Origin of the sequence: Brachybacterium sillae, assembly GCF_025028335.1 — a bacterium.
Classification (GTDB): domain Bacteria; phylum Actinomycetota; class Actinomycetes; order Actinomycetales; family Dermabacteraceae; genus Brachybacterium; species Brachybacterium sillae.
This window is the reverse complement of sequence record NZ_JAFEUW010000001.1, coordinates 275,879-299,549: the sequence shown is the minus strand read 5'-3', so window position 1 is coordinate 299,549 and position 23,671 is coordinate 275,879. Positions and strand designations below refer to the sequence as shown.

General features: G+C 71.4%; 19 protein-coding genes. 10 read left to right on the top strand and 9 right to left on the bottom strand.

All coding sequences use genetic code 11. The features are described from left to right. The first annotated feature begins 179 nt into the window (after window positions 1-179). The 4 genes from JSY14_RS01340 to JSY14_RS01325 all read left to right on the top strand — a co-directional run bounded on the left by JSY14_RS01340 (window position 180) and on the right by JSY14_RS01325 (window position 6,401). Window positions 180-767, top strand: coding sequence for a hypothetical protein (locus JSY14_RS01340; RefSeq protein ID WP_259556956.1), 588 nt, complete (start codon window positions 180-182; stop codon window positions 765-767). Window positions 768-925: 158 nt separating this feature from the next. Next, window positions 926-2,263 carry a glutamine synthetase family protein gene (locus JSY14_RS01335; RefSeq protein ID WP_259556954.1) on the top strand — a complete coding sequence of 446 codons (1,338 nt, stop codon included), beginning with the start codon at window positions 926-928 and terminating at the stop codon, window positions 2,261-2,263. 7 nt (window positions 2,264-2,270) lie between these two features. Continuing rightward, window positions 2,271-5,435 (top strand): bifunctional [glutamine synthetase] adenylyltransferase/[glutamine synthetase]-adenylyl-L-tyrosine phosphorylase, encoded by a 3,165-nt coding sequence (locus JSY14_RS01330; RefSeq protein WP_259556952.1) that lies wholly within the window; start codon window positions 2,271-2,273, stop codon window positions 5,433-5,435. A gap of 48 nt (window positions 5,436-5,483) precedes the next feature. Further along, window positions 5,484-6,401 carry a PD-(D/E)XK nuclease family protein gene (locus tag JSY14_RS01325; protein ID WP_259556951.1) on the top strand — a complete coding sequence of 306 codons (918 nt, stop codon included), beginning with the start codon at window positions 5,484-5,486 and terminating at the stop codon, window positions 6,399-6,401. A gap of 44 nt (window positions 6,402-6,445) precedes the next feature. On the opposite strand, the gene JSY14_RS01320 is transcribed toward JSY14_RS01325, so the two are convergent. The 6 genes from JSY14_RS01320 to lipB form a co-directional block, all read right to left on the bottom strand. Next, window positions 6,446-7,138, bottom strand: coding sequence for a response regulator (locus tag JSY14_RS01320; protein WP_349773574.1), 693 nt, complete (start codon window positions 7,136-7,138; stop codon window positions 6,446-6,448). Beyond that, complete coding sequence (locus tag JSY14_RS01315) at window positions 7,128-8,111, bottom strand: sensor histidine kinase (protein WP_259556949.1); 984 nt, start codon at window positions 8,109-8,111, stop codon at window positions 7,128-7,130. Before JSY14_RS01315 ends, JSY14_RS01320 begins: the two co-directional genes overlap by 11 nt. A 91-nt stretch (window positions 8,112-8,202) precedes the next feature. Further along, window positions 8,203-9,633, bottom strand: coding sequence for a type I glutamate--ammonia ligase (glnA, locus tag JSY14_RS01310; RefSeq protein ID WP_259556948.1), 1,431 nt, complete (start codon window positions 9,631-9,633; stop codon window positions 8,203-8,205). A 317-nt stretch (window positions 9,634-9,950) separates the two neighbouring features. Beyond that, the gene (locus tag JSY14_RS01305) at window positions 9,951-10,799 is read right to left on the bottom strand and encodes a DUF4191 domain-containing protein (protein WP_259556947.1); all 849 of its coding nucleotides are present in this window, start codon (window positions 10,797-10,799) and stop codon (window positions 9,951-9,953) included. A gap of 120 nt (window positions 10,800-10,919) precedes the next feature. Beyond that, window positions 10,920-11,942, bottom strand: a complete 1,023-nt coding sequence (gene lipA, locus JSY14_RS01300; protein WP_259556945.1) for a lipoyl synthase — start codon at window positions 11,940-11,942, stop codon at window positions 10,920-10,922. A 60-nt stretch (window positions 11,943-12,002) separates the two neighbouring features. Beyond that, window positions 12,003-12,737, bottom strand: a complete 735-nt coding sequence (gene lipB, locus JSY14_RS01295; RefSeq protein ID WP_259556944.1) for a lipoyl(octanoyl) transferase LipB — start codon at window positions 12,735-12,737, stop codon at window positions 12,003-12,005. A 75-nt stretch (window positions 12,738-12,812) separates the two neighbouring features. Here lipB and JSY14_RS01290 point away from each other — a divergent pair, with 75 nt between their 5' ends. Next, window positions 12,813-14,207: a hypothetical protein gene (locus JSY14_RS01290; protein ID WP_259556942.1), complete on the top strand. Its 1,395-nt coding sequence runs from the start codon at window positions 12,813-12,815 to the stop codon at window positions 14,205-14,207. Between the two features lie 160 nt (window positions 14,208-14,367). Here JSY14_RS01290 and sucB read toward each other — a convergent pair whose 3' ends face one another. The 3 genes from sucB to JSY14_RS01275 form a co-directional block, all read right to left on the bottom strand. Then, window positions 14,368-16,257 (bottom strand): 2-oxoglutarate dehydrogenase, E2 component, dihydrolipoamide succinyltransferase, encoded by a 1,890-nt coding sequence (gene sucB, locus JSY14_RS01285; protein WP_259556940.1) that lies wholly within the window; start codon window positions 16,255-16,257, stop codon window positions 14,368-14,370. Window positions 16,258-16,283: 26 nt separating this feature from the next. Continuing rightward, window positions 16,284-17,687, bottom strand: coding sequence for a dihydrolipoyl dehydrogenase (gene lpdA / locus JSY14_RS01280; RefSeq protein ID WP_259556938.1), 1,404 nt, complete (start codon window positions 17,685-17,687; stop codon window positions 16,284-16,286). 185 nt (window positions 17,688-17,872) lie between these two features. Then, window positions 17,873-19,336, bottom strand: a complete 1,464-nt coding sequence (locus JSY14_RS01275; RefSeq protein ID WP_259556936.1) for a leucyl aminopeptidase — start codon at window positions 19,334-19,336, stop codon at window positions 17,873-17,875. 102 nt (window positions 19,337-19,438) lie between these two features. Here JSY14_RS01275 and JSY14_RS01270 point away from each other — a divergent pair, with 102 nt between their 5' ends. From JSY14_RS01270 to rpsD, 5 genes are all read left to right on the top strand, one after another. Continuing rightward, window positions 19,439-19,801: a hypothetical protein gene (locus tag JSY14_RS01270; protein WP_259556934.1), complete on the top strand. Its 363-nt coding sequence runs from the start codon at window positions 19,439-19,441 to the stop codon at window positions 19,799-19,801. Continuing rightward, the gene (locus tag JSY14_RS01265; RefSeq protein ID WP_259556932.1) at window positions 19,798-20,256 is read left to right on the top strand and encodes a hypothetical protein; all 459 of its coding nucleotides are present in this window, start codon (window positions 19,798-19,800) and stop codon (window positions 20,254-20,256) included. Before JSY14_RS01270 ends, JSY14_RS01265 begins: the two co-directional genes overlap by 4 nt. A 5-nt stretch (window positions 20,257-20,261) precedes the next feature. Continuing rightward, complete coding sequence (locus JSY14_RS01260; protein ID WP_259556930.1) at window positions 20,262-21,356, top strand: quinone-dependent dihydroorotate dehydrogenase; 1,095 nt, start codon at window positions 20,262-20,264, stop codon at window positions 21,354-21,356. A gap of 9 nt (window positions 21,357-21,365) precedes the next feature. Then, window positions 21,366-22,739: a replication-associated recombination protein A gene (locus JSY14_RS01255; RefSeq protein ID WP_259556928.1), complete on the top strand. Its 1,374-nt coding sequence runs from the start codon at window positions 21,366-21,368 to the stop codon at window positions 22,737-22,739. 191 nt (window positions 22,740-22,930) lie between these two features. Beyond that, the gene (gene rpsD / locus JSY14_RS01250) at window positions 22,931-23,557 is read left to right on the top strand and encodes a 30S ribosomal protein S4 (protein WP_259556925.1); all 627 of its coding nucleotides are present in this window, start codon (window positions 22,931-22,933) and stop codon (window positions 23,555-23,557) included. Window positions 23,558-23,671: the final 114 nt, after the last annotated feature.

The window sequence follows — 23,671 nt, the reverse complement described above, 5'->3', positions numbered from 1 at the left end:
ATGGCGGGATATCGCGGCGAGGTGGGACCGAGGCGGGATCACCGACAGGGAATCGGTCAGGCCGCGCCGGTCACGGGCGCTCGACGTCCGCCCAGACTACTGGCCCGCTCCGCGTCGGCGGGAGCGGGGTGACATAGTGGCAGCGACCCCGACGATCTGAAGCCCTTGGAGGAAGTCCCATGGTGTTGCCCCTGACCCGCCTGCGCCGCACCGGAGCCGCCGCCCTCGGAACCGTCTCGATCGCCCTTCTGGCCGCCTGCGGCGGGGGTGGAGCTGCCCCTGAGGTGACCCCGATCGGGTCCGCGCAGCCGCAGGAGTCCTCCAGCACCGCCGCCGCCCCCAGCGAGAGCGAGTCCTCGCCTGCTCCCGCCGAGAGCGACTCCTCCTCGACCCCCGCCGAGAGCGACAGCTCCTCCGCCCAGGCCGAGCCCCTCAGCGACCAGGACCTCGAGGCGGCGAAGACCCGCCTGCTGGAGTTCCTGCAGACCGCCGACGACGGGGAGTGGGAGCAGGCCTGCCAGATGATGATGACTCCGGAAGGCAGGACGCTGAGCGACGCAGAACTGGCGGGGTGCGCCGCCGGGGCGAAGGCGGAGGTCGGCTCCGATCTCCAGCCGGGCACCTTCGACTCCCTCGACACCTCGATGATGGACGCCGAGGACAACGGTGACGGCACCGCCACCGTGTCCGTCGGCGGCCAGGAGTTCCCCGTGAAGCTGCGCAAGGGCCCCGACGGGCAGATGTACCTCGACAGCGGCTCCATGTGACCCCGCCCCCTGACGGCGGATCGCTGACGCGAGGGCGGTGAGCCGACCTCCCCGCCGGACTCGTCTGTCGCTCAGGGCACGACACTGAGGCTCGACCCCCCGGCACCTCCCCGAGGTGCCGGGGGTCGTTCGTCGGGGATCTCCGGCACACTGATGCCATGGAACGTCCCCAAGATGCCGTCCTGCGCACCGTCGAGGAGCGCGACATCCGCTTCGTCCGCCTGTGGTTCTCCGACATCCTCGGCACGCTGAAGTCGGTGGCCATCTCCCCGGCGGACCTCGAGATCGCCTTCTCCGAGGGCATCGGGATCGACGGCTCCGCGATCGAGGGCCTCACCCGCGCGTACGAATCCGACATGCTTCTGCGGCCGGACCCTGCGACCTTCCAGATCATGCCGTGGCGTGGCGAAGCCGACGGCACCGCCCGCATGATGTGCGACATCCTCACCCCCGACGGCGAACCCGCCGCCTCCGATCCGCGCCGCGTGCTCAAAGACGCCCTCGCCCGGGCGGAGGCCCAGGGGCTGGAGTTCTTCACCCACCCCGAGATCGAGTTCTACCTGATGCAGCAGCCGCCCGCTCCGGGGGAACCGCTGCGGCCCGTCGACCAGGCCGGGTACTTCGATCATGTGCATCGCGCCGCCGGTCAGGACTTCCGCCGCACCGTGATCCAGCACCTGGAGTCGATGAACATCCTGGTGGAGTACTCCCACCACGAGAACGGGCCGGGGCAGAACGAGATCGATCTGCGGTACGCCGACGCCCTCACCACGGCCGACAACATCCTCACCTTCCGTACGGTGGTGAAGGAGGTGGCGCTGTCGATGGGCCAGGTCGCCACGTTCATGCCGAAGCCGATGATCGAGCACCCCGGCAGCGGCATGCACACCCATCTGTCGCTGTTCCAGGGCGGCCGCAATGCGTTCCACGAACCCGGTGCGGAGTACGGGCTCTCCCGTATGGGCCGACAGTTCATCGCCGGGCTGTTGCGCCACGCGCCGGAGTACTGCGCTGTGACGAACCAGTTCGTGAACTCCTACAAGCGGTTGTGGGGGGCACAGGAGGCCCCGAGCTACGTCACCTGGGGTCACAACAACCGCTCCGCCCTCGTGCGGGTCCCGTACCACAAGCCCACCAAGGGCACGAGTTCCCGCATCGAGTTCCGCGGCGCGGATTCCGCCGCCAACCCCTACCTCGCGTTCGCGGCGCTGCTGGCCGCGGGCCTGGCCGGCGTGGAGGGCGAATACGACCTGCCCGAGGGGGCTGAGGACACCGTGTGGGAGCTGACGGAGCGGGAGCGCCAGGCCCTCGGTTACGAGCCGCTGCCCAGTGACCTGTTCCGGGCGCTGGAGCGCTTCGAGGAGTCGGAGCTGATGGCCGCGACCCTCGGGGAGCAGGTGTTCGAGTTCTTCCTGCGGGACAAGCGCGCCGAATGGCACCGTTATCGCGAGCAGGTCACCGAGGTGGAGATCGCCTCGACGTTCTCGCGGATCTGAGGCCGTCGTGAACACCGCACCCAGCCCCTCCGATCTGGCGCGAGCCGGCTTCGCCCGCACCGAGCGTGCGGCCGGGTTCCTCGCCGATGCCGCCCTGAAGGGTCTGCCCGCCGAGGCTCCCACCGCACTCGGCCGCACCGCCGATCCCGATGAGGCCCTGCTGGCGCTGCTGCGTCTGGCGGAGGCAGCGCGGGCCGCGGGCCAGGGCCGCGTACTCGACCGCCTGCTCGCAGAGGTCACCGTGCCCGGCAGCACCGGGCACCGGTTGATCCGGTTGCTCGGTGTGTCGGTGGCACTGGGGGATGTGCTCACCCGGCACCCCGAGTTGCTGGCGGATCTGCCGTCCGGGCCGGATGCCCTGGAGGTGCCCGCCGACCAGGTGCGGCAGCGGCTGCTGCGGTCCGTCGGGGCCGACCCCGAGGCCGAGGTGCCGGTGGCGACGCTGGACGGGCGCACCGCCCGCGATGGTCTGCGCATCGCCTACCACGAGCGTCTGGTGCACATCGCCCTCGCGGACGTCGCGGCCGATCATCCGGAGGAGCTGCAGCCGCGGGTGTCGCTGGCGCTGTCGGACCTCGCCGGTGCCGCCCTGGACGCCGCCCTCGCCGTCGCGCGGGCAGCGGTGGACGGCCACGAGCATGTGCGGCTCGCGGTGATCGCCATGGGCAAGACCGGGGCCCAGGAGCTCAACTACATCTCGGATGTCGACGTCGTCTATGTGGTCGAGCCCGCTGAGGGCGGCGTGGCCGTGACGCAGGAGGAGGCGCAGGACGACGGCGCCGGGGGCACCGGCGGTTCGGGACGGGAGGGCGAGCGTCGCGCGGACGACGATCCTCCGGAGCTCATCGGCATCGGCTCGGCGCTGTGCCGGGAACTGGCGCGCGTGTGCTCCGACCGCACCTCGGAGGGCTCCCTGTGGCAGGTCGACCCGAACCTCCGCCCCGAGGGCAAGGATGGCCCCCTGGTGCGGTCCCTCGCATCGTTCCGCCGCTACTACACCACCTGGGCGCACTCCTGGGAGTTCCAGGCGCTGCTGAAGGCCCGCGCCGTCGCCGGTGATCGCGCCCTCGGCGAGGATTTCGAACGCCTGGTCAAGCCGTGGATCTGGCAGGCCTCCACGCGGGACGGATTCGTGGAGGACACCCAGTCGATGCGTCGCCGCGTCGTCGCCCACATCCCCCGGGGTGAGGCCGAGCGCAACCTCAAACTCGGCCCCGGCGGGCTGCGCGACGTCGAGTTCACCGTGCAGCTGCTGCAGATGGTCCACGGCCGCACCGACGACACCCTGCACGTGCGCGGCACCCTGCCCGCACTGGAGCGGCTCAGCGCCGGCGGATACATCTCCCGCGACCATCTCGCCGAGCTCGACGCCGCCTATCGTCTGCTGCGCACTGTCGAGCACCGCCTGCAGCTGCACCGTATGCGCCGCACCCAGGTGATGCCGACCGCGGAGAAGGACCTGCGCCGCCTCGCCCGCAGCGTCGGCCAGGACCCGGAGACCTTCCCCCGCACCATCGAGCGCACACGCCGCCGTGTGCGTCAGCTGCACGAGGAGATCTTCTACCGGCCGTTGTTGGTGACCGCCTCCCGGCTCAGCGACGGCGAGGTGCGGCTGTCACCCGAGGCCGCCCAGTCGCGGCTGGCCGCGATTGGTTACCGCGACCCCCGCCGTGCGCTCGCGCACATCGAGGCCCTCACCGACGGCGTCTCCCGCAGCGCCGCGATCCAGCGTCAGTTGCTGCCCGCCCTGTTGGAGTGGTTCGCGCAGGGCATCGACCCCGACCTCGCCCTGCTGTCGTTCCGTCGCCTGTCGGAGACCGCCGGTCGCTTCCACTGGTACCTGGCGATGCTGCGGGACAGCGGCGTCGCCGCGCAGCGCCTGGCCCGGGTCCTCTCCAGCTCCCGCTTCGTCGGCGAACAGTTGGAGCAGATCCCCGAGGCGGTGCGCTGGCTCAGCGATGACCGGGCGCTGCAGCCGCTGGGCCGGGACGCCCTGCACGATGAGTTCGCGGCGGTGATCCGCCGCGTGTGGACCGTCGACGAGGCCCAGCAGGTGCTGCGCCGCACCCGCCGTCGTGAACTGCTGCGGATCGCCCTGGCGCACCTCACCGGAGTGGTGGATGCCCCCACCGTCGCGCGCGGCCTCACAGAACTCGCCGAGGCCGTCGTCGAGGGGGGTCTGCTCGTCGCCTATCACCAGGTGGCGCGGGACCGGGAGGTCGTCGCCGAGGACGCCGTCACCGTGGAGGAGGTCAGCCGCGAGCAGATGCGCCGTGAGCGCACCGATCCGGCCCGCGCCCTCGGCGTGGAGATGGCGGTGCTGGCCCTCGGCAGCTTCGGGGCGGGGGAGATGGGGTACTCCTCCGACGCCGACGTCCAGTTCGTGGTGGCCGACCGCGGCGCCGGGGAGGCCACCGGGGAGATCGGCGTGGCCCTCGCGACCGTCCTGCAGAAGATCCTCAACGCCCCCTCGGCCGGTGCCGACATGCGTCTGAACTCCGACCTGCGCCCCGAGGGACGGCAGGGTCTGCTCGCCCGCAGCCTCGACGGTTGGCGTGACTACTACCGCCGCGACGCCCAGCTGTGGGAGAAACAGGCCCTCACCCGCGCCCGTGTCGTCTCCGCCTCCCCCGAGCTCGCCGAGGAGATCACCGCCGAGCTCGACCGCCACCGCTACCCGAGCGGCGGACTCGCCCCCGCCCAGCGGCGGGAGATCGCCCGGATGAAGGCCCGCGTCGAGTCGGAGCGTCTGCCGCGCGGCGCCGACCCCACCCGCCACCTGAAACTGGGCCGCGGCGGCATGACCGACGTCGAATGGGTGGCGCAGCTGCTCACCCTGGACCACGCTCACGACCACCCGGCGCTGCAGCGCACCACCACTCTGGCGGTGTTGGAGGCCGCCTCCGAGGAGCAGCTGCTCGGCGCCTCCGCCGCCCGGGAGCTCGCCGAGGCGTGGCGCCTGGCCTGGGCGCTGCGCCGCGCCCTGTTCCTGTGGAAGGGGAAGGAGGGGGCGGTGCTGCCCTCGGACCGAGGAGAACTGCGGGCCGTGGCGCGGTTGCTCGACGGTGACGACGGCACCGCGGCCGAGCTGGAGGAGCGGTGGCTGCGCCTGAGCCGCCGTGCCCGCTCTCACGCCGAGGAGATCCTCTTCCCGGCCCGCCCCGGCGCGTAGGGTGGGTCCGGCCCATCGGGCCGCCACCCCTGCAGACCCCGAGGAACGATGACCACACCGCGTCTGAGCGCCGACACCCCGCGTGGGCGGATGTACCGCCTGGAACCCGACGGGCCGTTGGTGTACCCGTCGATCACCACCGTCGCGGGCATGCGTGCGAAGGACCACCTGCAGGGCTGGTACGCGACCATGGCGTCCAAGCGGGCCCTGGAGATGTACGACTGGCTCGACCGCAACCCGCAGCGCGCCCCCGCGGAGATCTCCCGCGTCACCCGCAACCGCTGGCAGACGCAGAAGCGCATCGCCGCCGCCGCCGAGGAGCACACCCGCGCCGCCGCCGACCTCGGAACCCTGGTGCATGCCCTGTGCGAGCAGTGGGCGCGCAGCGGCAGCCGGCCCACCGCCGCCGACGCGGAGGAGACGATGCAGGCGCAGCGCGAGCGCGACGGGTCGTTCGCGGCGGACCGCGACCCCGCCGCCCTGCTGCGACGCGTCGGGCTGCGGCTCGATGGCTATGGTGCGTTCCTCGACGACTTCCAGCCGGAGTTCCTGGAGGTCGAACAGACCGTGGTGAACCACGAGGTGGGGTATGCCGGCACCACGGATGCGATCGTGCGGGTCGGCGGGACGATCCTCTCGGCCGACATCAAGACCAGCAAGAAGGTGCGCGGGGACTACGCCCTGCAGGGTGTGGCGGTGGTCCGGGCGGAGGAACTGCTCGACGACGACGGCACCACCCGGCCCGCCCCCGAGATGACCGGCGCGTTCATCGTGCATCTGCCGGAGGACGGCGGGTATGCGGCGGTGCCGCTGCGCACGGGCGACGCCGAGTTCGCCACCTTCCGGGCGCTGAAGCAGGCCTGGATGTTCCAGCCCGAGGACTGCGCGCTCGACCCCGCCGGCACCCCGAAGGACCTGCTGCTCACGGTGCTGCGCGCCAAGGGCGGCCTCGACGCGCTGCGCTGAGACCAGCCACCGGGGATGACGAGCAGCGGCGCCGCGCGCCCGGTTCAGGAGTCCGGCCGCAGGATCCCCAGTTCCCGCGCCCGCGCCACCGCACTCGTGCGCGAGGTGACCCCGAGCTTCCCGAAGATGTGAACCAGGTGGGTCTTCACGGTGGCCTGGGAGAGGAACAGCTCGGCGGCGATCTGCGCATTGGTGCGCCCGGCCGCCACCTGGGCGAGCACCTCCCGTTCCCGCTCCGACAGGGCGATGGCGGCCTGGCTGCGCTCCAGCCGTCGCGCCACCCTCTGATCGACGCTCCGGCCGCCACCGGCGAGGCGACGCACCGCCGCGGCGATCTGCCCCGGCGGGGTGTCCTTCAGCAGGTACCCCTGGGCACCGGCCTCGATCGCCTGGGTGACGTCCTGATCGTTGTCGTAGGTGGTGAGCACGAGCACCGCGGGGGAGCCGGGCGCCTCCCGCAGCTGCGCCACCACGTCGGTGCCGCGCAGGGTGCTGGTGGTGTACTGCAGATCCAGGAGCACCACGTCGACATCGCCGGAGCGGGTCCGCAGCACAGCATCCTCCGGCCGGGCGACCTCACCGACCACCTCGAGCCCCGGTTCGGCGGCGAGCACCGCCGCGAGCCCGCGCCGGACGATCTCGTGGTCGTCGCTGAGCAGGACCCGCACCGGCGGCGACACCGGGACGGCACCATCGTCAGACGAGATGACCCGGGGATCCTCGACCTCATCGACCAACGGGGGTCTCCTCTCGTTCCGTCTCATCCTGGGCAGGCAGAGGCAGCTCGACGTGGATGGCGGTGCCGCTGCCGGGCGTGCTCTCCACTTCGAGTCGGCCGCCCTGCGCCAGGGCGCGGGCCCGGGCGGCACGCAGACCGAACCCCTCCGCGGTGCCGGGGCTGAACCCGACACCGTCATCGACCACATCGAGGATCAGCTCCTCCTCGGCGGCCTCCACGGAGACGACGATGCGGGAGGCGTCCGCGTGTTGCACCGCGTTCGCGAGCAGCGACTGCGCCAGACGCAGCACGGTGCGGGCCACCCGCTCGGGCACCCGCGCCGCCGCGGGGTCATCGCGCTCGAGGGCGCTGGCGGAGGCCTCCAGCAGCATCTGGATCGACAGCGCCGACTGAGCCACCGTGTCGTGCAGTTCCCGGGCGATGCGCTCGCGTTCCTGCGCCGCTGCGGCCTCGCGCTCCTGGGCTCGGATCCGGGCCTGCGCGGCCAGCAGCTCCCGCGCCAGGCGGGTGCGTTCGGCGACCTCCCGCTGCAGCGCCCGCACGGCCTGCACCACCGCCAGAGCCACGAGAGCGCCGATCACCGGGCCCAGCACCTCCGCGACTCCGGCCTGGGGTGTGCCACCGGCATACCCGACGATCGCGATCACCGTCACCATGGCCAGGGCCACCACCCCGCCGGGCAGCGGCAGCGCCTGGAGCACCGCGAAATCCAGACCGAAGGCCACCCACACGGCGTCCGGCCCGAGCAGGAACGTTCCGGCCCACAGCGCCACGGTGACCGCCAGGTGGGGCAGAGCCGACCAGGTGCCGTCCGGGCCCTGACGGCGGGCGGTGCGGCGGGCACCCACCGAGTACACGCTCACCGCGACGGCGAGCAGTCCGATCACCGACCCCGCGCGCAGCGGCGGACCCGCCAGGAGCGTGCGCACGGCGGTCAGCGCGACCAGGGCGTACAGCAGCCCGTGCACCATCCACCGCAGGGACGCCTCCAGCCGCGCCGGATCATCCGGCGCGGCTGGATCGGCGAAACCGCTGGTCAGAGCCGCGTGTGAACGCTGAATCTCAGATGTCGTAGTACAGCTCGAACTCGTGCGGGTGGGGGCGGAAGCGGAACGGATCGATCTCGTGCTTGCGCTTGTAGTCGATCCAGGTCTGGATCAGGTCCTCGGGGAACACGTCACCCTCGGTGAGGTAGTCGTGATCGGCCTCGAGGGCGTCCAGGGCGGCGCCGAGGGACTCCGGTAGCTGCTTGATGAGCGCGTGCTCCTCCGGCGGCAGCTCGTAGAGGTCCTTGTCGATCGGCTCGGGCGGCTCGATGCGGTTGCGGATACCGTCGATGCCGGCCATCAGCTGGGCGGCGAAGGCCAGGTACGGGTTCGCCGACGGGTCCGGCGCACGGAACTCGATGCGCTTGGCCTTGGGGGAGGTGCCCGTCACCGGGATGCGGATGCAGGCGGAGCGGTTGCGGGCCGAGTACACCATGTTCACCGGGGCCTCGAAGCCCGGCACCAGGCGCTTGTAGGAGTTCACCGTCGGGTTGGTGAACGCCACCAGCGAGGCGGAGTGCTCGATGATGCCGCCGATGTACCAGCGGGCGATGTCCGACAGGCCGCCGTAGCCGCGCTCGTCGTAGAACAGCGGTTCGCCGTCCTTCCACAGCGACTGGTGGGTGTGCATGCCCGAACCGTTGTCACCGAACAGCGGCTTCGGCATGAAGGTGACGGTCTTGCCGGCCTGCCACACCGCGTTCTTGACGACGTACTTGAACTTCATGACGTCGTCGCTGGCCTGCAGCAGCGTGGAGAAGCGGTAGTTGATCTCCTGCTGACCGGCGGTGCCGACCTCGTGGTGGGCGCGCTCGACCTCGAGGCCCACCTGGTCGAGGTAGGCGCAGATGTCGTCGCGCAGATCGGCCATCTGGTCGTTGGGGGAGACGGGGAAGTAACCGCCCTTGAGGCGGGTCTTGTAGCCCTGGTTGCCGCCGTACTCGCTCTCGTCGCGGTCGCTGTTCCACACGGCCTCGTCGGAATCGATCCGGTAGAAGCTGGAGTTGACGTCCGTCTTGAAGCGGATGTCGTCGAAGATGTAGAACTCGGCCTCCGCGGCGAAGAACGCGGTGTCGGCGATGCCGGTGGACTTCAGGTATTCCTCGGCCTTCGCGGCGACGGTGCGCGGATCGCGGGAGTAGGGCTCGTCGGTGAACGGGTCGACGATGGAGAAGTTGATGACCAGCGTCTTGCGCTCGCGGAACGGATCCAGGTAGGCGGTGTGCAGGTCCGGCACCAGCTTCATATCGGACTCGTGGATCGCCTGGAAGCCGCGGATCGAGGACCCGTCGAAGAGCTGCCCCTCGGCGATCGCCTCCTCCGTGAAGGTTCTCGCCGGGATGTTGAAGTGCTGCATCACGCCGGGAAGATCGCAGAAGCGGATGTCGACGAACTCGACGTCCTCCTCCTCGATGTACTTCACGACCTCACTGGGGCTGCTGAACACGAGTCCTCCTCCGAGCGCTGGTGCGCGTCGTGGTCGGTGGGTGGCTGGGGGTGCGACCCGTCCAGCTCATGGGCCGCGGCACCAGTCTAGAAAGCCGCTGCCGGGCCCGGGCTGAGGGCTCGCCCGGGGTGTCCGTCCGAGAGAGGAGGGCGGGGCTGACCTGCACACCCCTCGAAGGTCACGAAAAGGTCACGATGGTCACGGAATGATCACGGCCGGGATGGGGGACCATGACACGGGCCGCCCTCCCGGGGGAGGACGGCCCGTGGGGTGTGCCGTGGGGGTGGCGCGATGGATCAGCCGCGGGCGGTGGCTGATCAGCGGCCGCGCAGGGCCCGGCGGCTCGGACGGGCCCGCTGCGGGTCGATGCCCTTGGGGATCGCCTGACGGATCGGGTTGGGCATGGCCTGCAGACGCCGCGCCACCTCCCCGGCCTCATGCTTGGTCAGGGTCGGCTTCATACGTGTCATGTAGCCGGCCAGCTTGTGCACGGGGATCTCATCGGGGCCGTCGCCCACCAGGATCTGGTGGATCGGCACGTTCGGCAGCAGCCGTGCGACGCGGGAGCGCTCCTTGTCGAGCAGCTTGAGAGTGCGGGCGGAACTGCCCTCACCGACCAGGGCCACACCCGCCCGGCCGGAGGCACGGAAGATCATGTCCTGGCTGCGCGGATCGATCTGTGCGGGCTCTTGCTCCACGTTCCAGCCACGGCGGATGGACTGCATGGCCGCGAGGGCGGCGCCCTTCTGGCCGGCGATCCGGGAGTACGCCGCGCGTTCCGCGCGCCGGGCCAGCGCCGTGAGGGCCGCGAGCAGACCGATCATGATGCCGACCAGCAACCCGTACCAGAGGCTGTCGAAGATCAGCAGTGTCAGCAGGGTCAGGACGATCACCGGGATCAGGAACGCGCCGACCATCCACGGCAGGGTGGACGGTTCGGTGGCCTGGGTGAACTTGTACACCTCGATCATCTTACGGATGCGGCCCTTGGGGGCGACGGTCGGCGCGGCGGTGCTGCCGGCGCGGGAGCGACCCGTCCGATCGGTGGGGCGGGCGGCGCGGCCGGTCCGATCGGTGGGGCGGGCGGCGCGGCCGGTCCGATCGGTGGGGCGGGCGGCGCGGCCGGTCCGATCGGTGGGGCGGGCAGAGGAGTCCTTGCGGGCCATGTCTCTTCTTCGTTGCGGGGGAGGGTGGTCGGGTGGTGCGCGAACGGTCGGGCCCGGCGAGGGGCCCGACCGGGACGCGGATCGGGGTGGGCCGTGACGCCGCAGGGCGCCGCGGCCGGGTCAGGAGGCTGCGGCGGCGGCGCGGCGTGCCACGACGCTGGCGGCCTCCTGGTGGGCGGGCTGATCCTGATCGAGATGGCGCAGGTTCTCGGGGATCTCCCGCCCCAGCTTCTTCATCGCCTGCGCCCACAGGCGCCCGGCACGGTACGAGGAGCGCACCATCGGGCCGGCCATGACCCCGAGGAAGCCGATCTCCTCGGCGGCGTGGGAGAACTCGAGGAACTGCTCGGGCTTGACCCAGCGGTCGATCGGATGGTGCAGCTTCGAGGGCCGCAGGTACTGGGTGATGGTGATGATGTCGCAGCCGGCATCGTGCAGGGCTTGCAGCGACTCCAGCACCTCGTCGTCGCGCTCGCCCATGCCCAGGATCAGGTTCGACTTGGTGATCATGCCGGCGTCCTTGGCCATGCGGATCACGTCGAGAGACCGCTCGTACCGGAAGGCCGGGCGGATCTGCTTGAAGATCCGCGGCACGGTCTCGAGGTTGTGGGCGAACACCTCGGGCTGGGCCTCGAACACCTGCTGCAGGGCGTTGGCGTTGCCCTTGATGTCATCGATCAGCAGCTCCACCCCGGTGCCGGGGTTCACCGCGTGGATCTGGCGGCAGGTCTCCGCGAACAACCAGGCGGCGCCGTCGGGAAGGTCGTCACGGGCCACACCGGTCACGGTGGAGTAGCGCAGACCCATCTCCTGCACGTTCTTGGCGACCTTCATCGGCTCCAGCGGGTCCAGCGGCATGGGCTTGCCGGTGGCGATGTCGCAGAAGTCGCAGCGCCGGGTGCAGGTGTTACCGCCGATGAGGAAGGTGGCCTCGCGGTCCTCCCAACACTCGTAGATGTTGGGACAGCCCGCCTCCTCGCACACGGTGTGCAGGCCCTGGGAGTGCACGCGCTTCTTCATCGCGGTGTACTCACTGCCCATGACGGCGCGCGTGCGGATCCAGTCCGGCTTGCGCTCGATCGGGGTCTCGGCGTTGCGCGCCTCCACGCGCAGCATCCGGCGTCCCTCCGGGGCGATCGTCACGCCTCCAGCCTCCTTGCGTCGGGGTCGGGGGTCAGTCTATCGACGGACCCGTCGGATCGGTCAGGCGGCGTGACCGGCGCCGCGTGCTGCGGCATCCTGCTCATCACGCCCGGCAGTGCGGTCGGCCACCAGCCGGCGCAGCGGCTCGTCGATCACCTCGAGCACATCGGCCACGCGGATGTCGCGGCCGGTCTCAGAACTGAGGCTCGTCACACCGGCGTCGTCGATGCCGCAGGGGATCACGTTCTGCGCCCACGAGAGGTCGTTGGCGCAGTTCAGAGCGAAACCGTGCATCGTCGTGCGCTTGGAGACCCGCATGCCGATCGCGGCGATCTTGCGGTCCTCCTCACCGGGTCGTCGCACCCACACCCCGCTGCGGCCCTCCACCGGCTCGCTCGGCACACCGAACCGGGCGCACACCTCGATCAGGGTCCGCTCGAGAGCGCGCACGAACCCGACCACGTTCACCGGCGCGGGCAGCCGCACGATGGGGTAGCCGACCAGCTGCTGCGGGCCGTGCCAGGTGATCTTCCCGCCACGGTCGACGTCCACCACCGGGGCGTGGTCCCGGGGTCGCTCGTGGTCCTTCGTCATCTTCCCCGCCGTGTACACCGCCTGATGTTCCAGCAGCAGGAAGGTGTCGGGCCGGCGACCGGCGAGGACGTCCGCATGGATCTCACGCTGGAGATCCCAGCCGCGGCGGTACTCGACAGGGCCCGGAGGCAGCCCGAACTCCTCATGCCGATCGCCGCCGGGAACGGGCTCCGAGAAGCCGAGTCGGATGATGTCGAGCATGCCGTCAGTGTAGGCCGACCTGCGGATTGTGGATGGGCGGAGGGTGGCGCCGCGCACACGGTGTTCAGTGGTGTCATGACCCCAGATACGACCGCTCCCACCGGCCACCGTCCCTCGTGGGACGCGCCGGAGCGGACGGTGCTGCCGGACGGCACCCCGGTGGTGACACTGCGGGCGCACTCCGCGACCGACGTGGAACGTTTGGCAGCGCTGGGCGCGCTGGTGCAGCGGCTGCGGGGACGCGGCTGCGCGGTGGCGCCGCAGGTGCTCGCGGAGGGTGACGGCTGGCTGCGGGTGGAGGCCGGGCGTCCGACACCGCCGTCACGGCCCGGAGCCGGGCGGCGCCGTGCCGAGCCCGCGGATGGAGGGATGGCAGATCCCGCGACGGCCGAGCGCCTGGCGATCCGCGATCTGCGCGAGGAACTCACCACACTGATCGATGCCCTGCACGCCGAGGGCTGGGTGCTCGGCCAGCCCTCGGGCAGCGGATTGGCGGCGCGGCCCGACGGCACGGCGATCCTGGCGGATCTGGCGGGGCTGCGCCGCACGGACGACCCCTCCGCTCAGGCCGCCGATCACCGCTGGATCGATCAGACCTGCGGGGACCCCGGGCACACCCTGCGCCGACGAATGCTGCAGCCGCTCGACGAGGCACCGTCGAGTGGGGGGACCGACCCGCTCGACGAACTCTTCCAGGAGACGGCGACCCGCAGGCGCGACCTCGCAGGTTCGGAGGGGTTCTCTCGTGCGGGTGCGGGTGCGGGTGCTGGCGTGCCCCTTGTCGGTGGGTCCGCCTCCCCGCTGTGGCCCCCGGTGGAGACGACCGCAGCGGTGCAGCCCGCGGGGGAGCGCGCGGCAGCGTCGGAGGAGCTGCAGGACGCGCTGCCGCGCGCGGCGCGGCCAGGCGAGGATCCGCGTCGACGTGCGGTGGCCCGGGCGCGTCGGGCCGGGGCGGCCCTCGCCGCACTGGGGGCGGTGGTGATGGCCGCCGCCGTGGTGGTGCCGGGACTGCGGGAAGCTCCGGTGGAGGCCATGACCGCCGCACCCTCCGCGACCGCCTCCCCCGCGGCCCAGGAGTCACAGGCCACGACCGGCCCGCAGCTCACCCAGGAGGAGGCACCCGCTGTCGTCAGCGGGTTGGTGGCGGACCGGAAGCGGTACCTCCTCGGGGAGTCGGAGACCGGTGCCGCCCTGCCGGGCAGTGAGGCCGAGGCGGAGGACCGCACCCTCCGGGAGGTGTATCGCGACGCTCAGGTCGAGGGGTGGCGCACGGACGTGGAGTCGGTGCGGGTCCTCACAGCACAGCCGGGCCGGGCGGAGGTTGCGGCAGTGCTCACGGAGACCGCTCACACGGTGACAATCGGGGAGCGTCGGGAGCGGCGCGAGGCGGTTCCCGCGCACGAGGTGCGCCTGCTGCTGGTGCATGACGGGGCGCAGTGGCGAGTGAGCCAGGTGCGCCCCGGGGACTGAGCACCCGCCCGACGGGTCGGGCGTCCCTCACGCCGCCGGTGCCGTCCCGCAGACGCGGCCGGGGCCGTCCCGCCAGTGGCGGGACGGCCCCGGTGCGTGACCTCTGAGGCCCGGGGCCTCAGAGGCGCTGGACCTCAGAGACGATGGACCTCAGGGGTCATCAGAGCCCGAGCTCGCTCTCGAAGGCCGCCTCCTCGAGCCGCTTCTTCATGAAGGTGAGGAAGCGAGCCGCGTCGGCGCCGTCGACCAGGCGATGGTCGTAGGAGAGGAACAGGTTCATGATCGAGCGGATCGCGATGACCTCGTCACCCTGCTCGGTCGTGATCACGGCGGGGCGCTTCACGATCGTGCCGGTGCCGAGGATGGCGACCTGCGGGTTCGGGACGATGGGGGTGTCCCACAGGGCCCCGCCCGAGCCGGTGTTGGTGATCGTGAAGGTGGCGCCCTGCAGGTCGTCCGGACCCAGCTTGTTCGCCTTGGCGCGCTGCCCCAGGTCGCCGATCTGCCGGGCCAGGCCCGCCAGGTTCAGGTCGCCGGCGTTCTTGATCACCGGCACGACCAGACCACGCTCGGTGTCGGCAGCCATACCGATGTTCTCCACGCCGTGGTACTTGACCACGTCACCGTCGATCTCGGCGTTGATGACCGGGTAGGTCTTCAGGCCCTCGACGGCCGCCTGCATGATGAACGGCAGGAAGGTCAGCTTCGCGCCCTCGCGCTGGGCGAAGGAGTCCTTGGCGGCGGCGCGGAGCTTGGCGATGCGGGTCATGTCGACCTCGACCGCGGTGGTGAGCTGGGCCTGCGTCTGCAGGGACTCCACCATCCGCTGGGCGACGATCTTGCGCAGACGCGACATCTTCTGCTCGGTGCCGCGCAGCGGGGAGACCTCGACCTTCGCCGGGGACGTCGCCGCGGCCGGGGTGGACGCCGACGGGGCAGCGGCCGGCTGGGCCGACTGCTGCGCCTGGGCGGCCTTCGCCTCCTCGGCGGCCTTCTCCACGTCCTGCTTGCGGATGCGCCCGCCCAGGCCGGAGCCGGTGACGGTCGACAGATCCACCTCGAGCTCCGCGGCGAGACGACGGATGATCGGCGTGACGTAACCGCTGCCGCCCTGCGAACCGGAGACCGACTGCGAGGCCGACGGGGCCGGAGCCGACGCGGGCTTCGCGTCCGCCTTCGTCTCCGTCGTCTCGGCTGGCTTCGACTCGGCCTTCTCCTCAGCCTTCTCGTCCGAGGCCTCAGCGGGCTTCTCGGCCGGCGTCGCAGCGGGCTCGTCCTGGGACGTCTCCTCAGCCTTCTCGGCCGAACCCTCGGAGTCGCCACCGGCGGACCCGGCCGCCGCGGCGTCGCCGACGATCGCCAGGACGGAGCCGACTGCGGCCTCCTCGTCCTCCTGCACCCGGATCTCGAGCAGGGTACCCGCGACCGGGGAGGGGATCTCGGTGTCCACCTTGTCGGTGGAGACCTCCAGCAGCGGCTCGTCGACCTCGACGGTGTCCCCGACGGACTTCAGCCAGCGGGTGACGGTGCCCTCGGTGACGGACTCCCCGAGCTCGGGCAGCGTCACCTCCTGGCCGGAAGCGGAGCCGCCCGACGAACCCTCGGACGAGGACGCCTCGGAGATCGACTCCTTCTCGGAACCGCCGTCGGCCGGCTGCTCCTGCGGCTCCTTCTCGGTGGACGGGGCGGTGGTGGGATCGTCGGCAAGGTTCTCGCCCTCACCGGGGGCGGGGGCCGGATCCTCGGAGGCACCGGACGAGTCGGCGGCGGACTGCTCACCCGCGCCCTCGTCGGAACCGCCCTCGGCGCCGGAGCCGTCGCCGATCACGGCGAGGTCAGCACCCACCTCGGCATCCTCGTCCTCCTGCACCAGGATCTTCTCCAGGGTGCCGGCGACGGGGGAGGGGATCTCGGTGTCGACCTTGTCGGTGGAGACCTCCAGCAGCGGCTCGTCGACCTCGACGGTGTCCCCCACGGACTTCAGCCAGCGGGTGACGGTGCCTTCGGTGACGGACTCACCGAGGGCCGGCATCTTCACAGTCTCGGACATGTTCTCTTCTCCTCCAGCGGGGGATGTCAGGCGTGCGAGTGCAGCGGCTTGCCGGCCAGAGCGAGGTGCGCCTCGCCCATGGCCTCGTTCTGGGTCGGGTGCGCGTGGATCAGCGCGGCGACGTCCTCCGGGTGGGCCTCCCAGTTGACGATCAGCTGGGCCTCACCGATCTGCTCGGACATGCGCGAGCCGATCATGTGGATGCCGACGACCGGGCCGTCCTTCTCGCGGATCAGCTTCACGAAGCCGCTGGTGCCCAGCACCTGGGACTTGCCGTTGCCCCCGAGGTTGTACTCGTAGGTGGAGTAGCCGTCCTCACCGAACTGCTCGGCGGCCTGCTTCTCGGTCAGGCCCACGGAGCCGATGTTCGGCTCGCAGTAGGTGACGCGCGGGATCCCGGACTCGACGATCGGACGCGGGTTGAGGCCGGCGATCTGCTCGGCGACGAAGATGCCCTGCTGGAACCCGCGGTGGGCCAGCTGCAGACCGGGGACGATGTCACCGGCGGCGTAGACGCCCTTGACGTTGGTCTCCAGGGTCTCCTTGTTGACGATCACGAAACCGCGATCCATCTCGATGCCCTGCTCCTCGTACCCGAGGCCCTGGGTGTTCGGGCCACGGCCGACGGCCACGAGCAGGTAGTCACCCTCGAACTCCTTGCCGTCAGCCAGGGTGACCTTGACACCGGAGTCGGTCTGCTCGGCCTTCTCGAAGAAGGTGCCGAGGGAGAAGGCGATCTTGCGCTTCTTGAAGGCGCGCTCGAGGGCCTTGGAGAGGGACTCGTCCTCGTTGGCGACCAGGTGGGGCAGGCCCTCGATGATGGTGACGGACTCGGCGCCGAAGGACTTCCACAGCGAGGCGAACTCGACGCCGATGACGCCGCCGCCGAGGATGATCGGGTTCTTCGGGATCTCCGGGAGCTGCAGGGCGGCCTCGGAATCCAGGATCCGGCCGCCGAGCTCCAGGCCCGGAAGGGTCTTGGAGTAGGAGCCGGAGGCCAGCAGCACGTTCTTGCCGGTGACCTCGCGGGAGCCCTCGGAGGTCTCCACGGTGACGGTGTGGGTGCCGGTGAGCTTGCCGTAGCCCTCGATGTAGTCGATGGCGGAGGCCTTCACCAGGCCCTGCAGGCCCTTGTAGAGACGGCCGATGATCTTCTCCTTGAAGGAGGCGACCTTCTCCGTGTCGATGGAGTTGAGGCTGAGGTCCACGCCGAAGCTGGAGGCCTCATGCGGGGCATCGGCCATCTCGGCCACGTGCAGCAGCGTCTTGGTGGGGACGCATCCGCGGTGGAGGCAGGTGCCGCCGAGCTTATCCTTCTCGATGAGGGCGACCTTCATGTCCAGCTGCGCGGCGCGGAGAGCGGCGGCGTACCCACCGCTGCCACCGCCCAGGATCACGAGGTCGTAGGACTGGTCAGACGTATCGGACACCGCGGTTCTCCTTCGGAAGGTGTGTGGTCTGGGGAGGCGCGGCCGGGCGGTGCCCGACCGCGCCGCATGTGCGTCCAGCTTAGGTCACGGGGCTGGGCCGGGGCTCAGCGCCCGGCCCAGGATCCGCGCCGGTGCGACACCGCCGCGACGGCGCCGGGGCGGGCGGCCGGTGCGGCAGGGGCGTCTCAGGCGGCGCGCTTCTCGATGATCTCCAGCAGCGTGCGCACGCTCATCCCGGTGCCACCGGCGGGCAGGTAGCCGTGGGCGGAGGTGGAGAACGCGGGGCCGGCGATGTCGAGGTGCGCCCAGGGGGTGTCACCGACGAACTCGCGCAGGAACAGGCCCGCGGTGAGCGCGCCACCCCAGCGTTCGCCCACGTTCTTCAGGTCCGCGATGCGACCCTTGATCTCCTTCTCGAGGTCCTGCGGGAGCGGCATCGGCCAGAACGGCTCACCGGTGGCCTCGGCGGCGGCGACGACCTCGGCGCGGGGCTCGTCGTGTCCCATCACGGCGGCCACCCGCTTGCCGAGCGCCACGGTGGCCGCGCCGGTGAGAGTGGCGACGTCGAGCAGCAGATCGGGCTCGAGCGCCGCGGCGTCCACCAGGGCATCGGCCATCACCAGGCGCCCCTCGGCGTCGGTGTTGAGCACCTCCACGGTGCGGCCGTTGCGCATGGTGACCACGTCCCCGGGTCGCTGCGCACCCCCGCCGGGCATGTTCTCGGCCAGCGCCAGGAGGGCCGTCACGCGGATCGGCAGTTTCATGCGGGCGGCACCGATGACTGCGGCGAGCACCGTCGCGGCGCCGGTCATGTCGGAGGTCATCTCGTCCATCCCGGCCGGCGGCTTGAGGGAGATGCCGCCGGTGTCGAAGGTGATGCCCTTGCCGACCAGCGCCACGTGGCCGCGGGCCTTCTTCGGGGTGTAGTCGACGGTCACCAGACGCGGCGGGCGCGCGGAGCCCTGCCCCACGCCGACGATGCCTCCGTACCCGCCGGCCTGCAGCTGCTTCTCGTCCAGCACCGTGACGGAGAGCGCACGGCCGGTGGCGAGTTCCTGGGCGCGGCGGGCGAACTCCGCCGGGTACAGCAGGTTCGGCGGGGTGTTCACCAGGTCGCGGGTGATGTTCACGGTGTCTGCGAGGATGCGGGCCCGCTCGATGGAGGCGGCCGCGGCCTTCTTGTCCTGACCCTTGGAGAGCACGAGCTGGATGCGCTCGACGGCCGGCTTCGCACCGGTGGTGCGGTGGGCGGTGACGGCGTACGCACCGAGGGCGGCCCCCTCGGCCGCAGCGGCGAGCTGCAGGGCGGTGCCACCGGGCAGGACCACGGCGACATCCGGACGGCCGGCGGCGGTCCGCGCGGCACCACCGACGGCGTGGCGGATGTCCTCCAGCTCGACGGAGGCGAGGTCCGAGGCGCCCAGGCCCACCAATGCGATCGCCCGGGCGCGGACCTCCGACCCACCGGGGATCAGCTGCTGCTCACCGCGGGCACCGGTCACACCGACGGCCGCGGCAGCGGCGGAGAGCGACTCGACGCCGAGCACCACCGGGTCGGCGCCCTCGGCGGCACCGGTGAGGACGGGCAGGATGAGCAGGTCGACGTCGACCTCGGACACAGCGGACGTGGTGAGGGTCATATCAGGCATGCCCCGTATCGTAGGCGAGTCGTCCGACGACCGGACGGCCGGAGGTCGTCGGCGCAGGTCCGACGCCTCACCGAGGGGCGTGGAGTCGAGGAGGCGGCGACAGTGGGAGCGCTGGTGATCGCGGTGTATGCGGTCAGCACCATGGTCGCCGTGCTCGGCCTGTACGCCGTGATCCGCAACCTCTCCGCCGACCTCGTCCTCCTCGGAGGCTGCGCCCTCCTCGGCGTGGTGTGGACCCTCGAGGGCCTGGTGCTCCTCGGCCGTGATCTCGGTGGCGGTGTCGACCCCGATCCCGTCACCCTCTACGGCTACCTCCTCACCGGCGTGATGCTCGCCGTGGCCGGGGTCTGGGTGGGCCTGTGGGAGCGCAGCCGCTTCGGCAGCGCGGCGGTGCTGATCGTCGCGGTGACGATGGCGGTGCTGCAGATGCGTCTGCCGCAGATCTGGGCCGGAGGCTTCGCATGAACACACCCCGCGCCACCCGGTCCCGCGGGTTCGTCACCGTGCTGGTGGTGGTCTACGGGATCTTCGCCCTGTCGGCGACCGCCCGCTCCCTGGTGCAGATCCTGCGGGACTTCTCCGCTGCCCCCGTCGCGTACCTGCTGTCACTGGTCGCGGCACTCACCTACATCGCGGCAGCGGTCCTTTTGGCCCGCCGCGGCGGGGAGGATTCCCCGGCGGCGCTGGTGCTGTGCAGCGTCGAACTCGCCGGAGTGGTGGGCGTCGGTCTGCTCACGGTGCTGGATCCGGCGCTGTTCCCCGATGACACCGTCTGGTCGCGCTTCGGCAGTGGGTACGGGTACGTGCCGCTGGTGCTGCCGATGGTGGCGATCGCGTATCTGCTGCACCGGCGCCGTCGTCGCACGCAGGGATCGCGCCCCGAGGTGGACCGTGCGACCGCACCCCATGACGTAGCGTGAGGCCCGTGCTGTACCGGCTCCTGTTCTCCACCGTGCTGCGCCACCTCGACCCCGAGAAGGCGCATGTACTGGCCCTCGACGGCCTCGCTCTCGCGCACCGACTTCCCGGCGTCCCCACCCTGCTGCGCCGCCTGACCGGCACGCCGGCGCCTGTCACCACCGAGCCCGCGAACCGCGGTCCGCTGGGGCTCACGCCCGCCTCCCCGGTGGGCCTCGCCGCGGGGATGGACAAGCACGCTCACCTGCCTCTCGCGCTACTGGACCTCGGCTTCGGACATGTGGAGGTCGGTACCCTCACCGCCCGCGGCCAGCAGGGCAACCCCCGGCCCCGCGCCTTCCGTCTGGTGGCGGACCGCGCCCTCATCAACCGCATGGGTTTCAACAACCGTGGAGCCGAGGCCGCCGCCCGCGAGCTCGCCCGCGTGCGCGCCACCGACCGTGGCCGGTACGCCAACATCGGCGTGAACATCGGCAAGACGAAGACCACCCCGCTGGAGGACGCCGCCGCGGACTACCGCACCAGCGCGCGCCTGCTCGCCCCCTACGCGAGCTACCTCGCCGTCAACGTGTCCTCACCGAACACGCCCGGTCTGCGGGACCTGCAGAGCGTCGACTCCCTGCGCCCCATCCTCGAGGCCGTCAGCGCCGAGGCCCGCGAGGCGCAGCGGCACACCGGCCGCTGCGTCCCGGTGCTGGTGAAGATCGCGCCCGATCTGCATGACGAGGATGTGCTCGCCGTCGCCGACCTGGTGCTCGACCTGGGACTCGCCGGCGTGATCGCCACCAACACCACCATCGCCCGCCCGGAGAATCTGCGCACCCCGCGCGCCGAGGTCGAGGCGATCGGAGCGGGCGGCCTGTCGGGGCCGATCCTCGCCGAACGCTCGCGCCAGGTGCTGTTGCTGCTGCGTGAGCGCCTCGGCCCGACACCGGTGATCATCAGCGCCGGCGGGATCGACTCAGCCGAGGAGGCCGCTGCCCGTCTGCGAGACGGCGCCGACCTGGTGCAGGTCTACACCTCTTTCATCTACGAGGGCCCGGGCTGGCCCGGCCGCCTGGCGCGCGCCCTGCGCCACTCGCGTGTCGGGACCGCGGCGTAGCCTGCCCCGGTGGACGACGACCTCTTCTCCCGCGGGGGTGATGCCCCGACCCCGCGCACGCTCTCCGAGGACAACCGGGACCATCGCGCGCCGCTGGCGGTGCGGATGCGGCCGCGTTCCCTGGAGGAGGTCGTCGGGCAGTCCGCCGCCCTCGCGCCCGGCAGCCCGCTGCGGCGTCTGGTCGCGGCCGACGACTCCCGCACCGCCCCCGCCTCGGTGATCCTGTGGGGACCGCCCGGCACCGGCAAGACCACCCTGGCCTATGCGGTCGCGACCAGCGGTGACCGGGAGTTCGTGGAGCTCAGCGCGGTGCTCGCCGGGGTGAAGGATGTGCGCGATGTGGTCGATGCCGCCCGCCGGCGTCTCCGGACCACCGGCCGGGAGACCGTGCTGTTCGTCGATGAGGTGCACCGTTTCTCGAAGTCGCAGCAGGATGCACTGTTGCCGAGCGTGGAGAACCGCTGGGTCACGCTGATCGCCGCCACCACCGAGAACCCGCATTTCTCGGTGATCTCGCCGTTGCTGTCGCGCTCCATCCTGGTGACCCTCGAGCCGCTGTCGCGGGAGGACCTCGGCACCCTCGTGGATCGCGCCCTCACCGAGGAGCGCGGGCTCGGCGGCGCGGTGCAGCTGGAGGACGACGCCCGCGAGGCCCTACTGCGGCTGGGAGGCGGGGATGCCCGCCGAATCCTCACCTCCCTGGAGGCGGCGGCCGCGGCGGCCCTGCAGAAGGGCACCGACCGGATCGACGCCGACACCGTCGCCCAGGCCGTCAACCGCGCGGCCCTGCGCTACGACCGCGACGGAGACCAGCACTATGACGTCACCAGCGCCTTCATCAAGTCGATGCGCGGCAGTGACGTCGACGCCTCCCTGCACTATCTGGCGCGGATGATCGAGGCGGGGGAGGACCCACGGTTCATCGCCCGCCGGGTGGTGATCGCCGCCAGTGAGGAGGTCGGCATGGCGGACCCCTCGGCCCTGCAGGTGGCGGTGGCCGCCGCCCAGGCGGTGCAGCAGCTGGGCATGCCGGAGGGCCGGATCCCGCTGGCGCAGGCCGTGGTGCACATCGCCACCGCCCCCAAGTCGAATGCGTCGTACCTCGCGATCAACGCCGCCATCGCGGATGTGAAGGCCGGGCGCGGGGGACCGGTGCCGCCGGCCCTGCGGGACTCCCACTACTCCGGGGCGAAGGGGCTCGGCCACGGCGAGGGCTACCAGTACGCCCACGATGCACCCCACGCCGTCGCCGCCCAGCAGTACGCCCCCGATGACCTGAAGGGCGTCACCTATTACCACCCGACCTCCCACGGGGCGGAGGGACCGCTCGCCAGGCGCGTAGAGGTGCTGCGGCGCCTGCTGCGCGGTGACCGGCCTACCTGACACGCCTCCGGCGACGACCCCTCGGTGGGTGCTGCCCCACCGCCGCCCCCGCGCCGTGACCGACACCACAGCGACAGGCGCATGACCTGCGGCATCGTTCATTGCCCGGGCGCGGCGCCCTCCGGTAATCTGATCGGCCGAATCCGCGGCTGCCTTTCTGGATTCGCACCACTGATCAAGAGGTATCTTCCGTGACCAACGTCACCCGTGCGCGCCGTCAGGCGCGTCTGTCTCGAGCCCTCGGGCTCCCGCTCACCCCGAAGTCGGTCAAGTACTTCGAGAAGCGCCCCTACGCGCCGGGCCAGCACGGCCGCGCGCGTCGCCGCACCGAGTCCGACTACGCGGTGCGTCTGCGCGAGAAGCAGCGTCTGCGCGCCCAGTACGCGCTGCGCGAGAAGCAGCTCCACCGGATCTACCTGGACGCCCGCAAGGAGTCCGGTCTGACCGGTGAGAGCATGGTCGAGCTGCTGGAGATGCGTCTGGACGCCCTGGTCCTGCGCTCCGGTTTCGCCCGCACCATCCTGCAGGCCCGCCAGGTCGTGGTGCACCGCCACGTGCTGGTCGACGGCAAGCTGGTGGACCGCCCCTCCTTCCGTGTGAAGCCGGGCCAGACCATCCAGATCAAGCCGAAGAGCCAGGCCCTGGAGCCCTTCCAGCTCGCCGCCGAGGGTGCCCACGCCGATGTGCAGGCCTCCGTCCCCTCGTACCTGTCGGTCGAGCTGTCCGAGCTGAAGTCGAAGCTGGTCTCCCGTCCGAAGCGGGCCGACGTGCCCGTCTCCTGCGAGGTCCAGCTGGTCGTCGAGTACTACGCTCGCTGATCTCTTTGCCTCTCGCTCTCGCCGCGTCCGGTTCCACCGGGCGCGGCGAGTGTCGTTATGGGGGTGGTGTGCTGTGCAGGCGCCGCCCTCGCGTACCCTGACCAGGTCGCTCCG